Here is a 1,338-nt window from a genome sequence, read left to right on the forward strand (position 1 = left end):
TAACGATACTTTCTGAGTGTAATAATATATCGTTAACAATACTTGTTGAATATACTCATTCTCGGTAACCTAAGATTTTGATCTACAAGGAGGAGTCATGTTAGATCTATTGCCAGACTTATTTGATCACTACCCTGAACAATTGACGTTGTTGTCAAATCCATGGAAAGCATTTGGTGCAAAATCGATATTCTACGGTGAAGTCGTGACCGTTAAATGTTTTGAAGACAATTCAAAAGTAAAATCTGAATTAGCCAAAAAGGGTCACGGTAAAGTATTAGTTGTTGACGGTGGTGGCTCAACAAGACGAGCATTGCTTGGTGACATGATAGCCTTAAATGCATGCGATAATGGTTGGGAAGGTATTATCATCAATGGTTGTATTCGCGACGCTGGAACCATCAACACTATGCTAATTGGTGTGCAAGCTTTAGGCACTAATCCCATTAAAACAGACAAAAAAGACGTAGGTGAGGTCAATGTCACAATCGAGATTGCTGGCATCAGTATTTCTCCTGGAATGATGATCTACGCTGATTTAAATGGTGTTGCTGTCAGTAGGCAGGCACTGGATTTAGCTATTTTAGCTTAAAGTAGCGACAGACAAGGAAGCAAAAATGAAAGTAGTAAAGTGGTTGTTAGCGATAGTGCTAACCATAGTGGTCGGTATAACCGTCTACCTCACAATGTTTTTCGATTTAAATAATTTTAAACCGCAAATTGTTGATGCGGTAAAAAAACAAACTGGCCGTGACTTACAAATCAGCCAAGATTTAAGCTGGAGCGTGTTTCCATCTTTAGGCATCAAGCTCGGGGGCATTTCGTTATCGAACCCAAATGGGTTTACGCCCGCTTCGATGCTTGATGTTAATGAGGCCGTGGCCAATGTGGCGTTGATGCCATTGTTTAGCCAACAAATTGAAGTTGATTTATTAAAGCTAGATGGCTTAACACTTAACTTAGTCACTCAAAAAGACGGCAAGACTAGTTTTGATGGTTTGACTGCTGAAACATCGGCAGAAAAACCACAATCAACCTCAAGCAATTCAGAGGCAATGTCTTTACAGACGTTAGATATTGGCGGTATTGAACTTACCAATACGAATATCAATATTATTGATATGGCCAGCAATACGACTCAAACTTTCAGTCTAAAAAGTTTTACTTTAGGACAGTTCAGCCTAGGACAATTCGCTGATTTTGCTTACGAGTTTTCAGCGACACTGCCTGATATGCAGTTAGCGTCATCTGGACAAGGCAAAATTAAAGTCGACCAAGCATTACAGAATGTCACGATTAATGATTTTGACATGGTGCATAAAGCCCAAGGCGATAGTT

At 39.5% G+C, this 1,338-nt stretch carries 2 protein-coding genes; both read left to right on the top strand.

Annotated elements, in window-relative coordinates:
- Positions 1-97 precede the first annotated feature (97 nt).
- Positions 98-592, top strand: coding sequence for a putative 4-hydroxy-4-methyl-2-oxoglutarate aldolase (locus tag CXF78_RS00715; protein WP_102035705.1), 495 nt, complete (start codon positions 98-100; stop codon positions 590-592).
- Positions 593-617: 25 nt separating this feature from the next.
- The coding region (locus tag CXF78_RS00720) for an AsmA family protein (RefSeq protein WP_145991282.1) at positions 618-1,338 on the top strand (721 nt) is incomplete at its 3' end.

Origin of the sequence: Shewanella sp. 11B5 (genome assembly GCF_002836795.1) — a bacterium.
Lineage (GTDB): Bacteria > Pseudomonadota > Gammaproteobacteria > Enterobacterales > Shewanellaceae > Shewanella > Shewanella frigidimarina.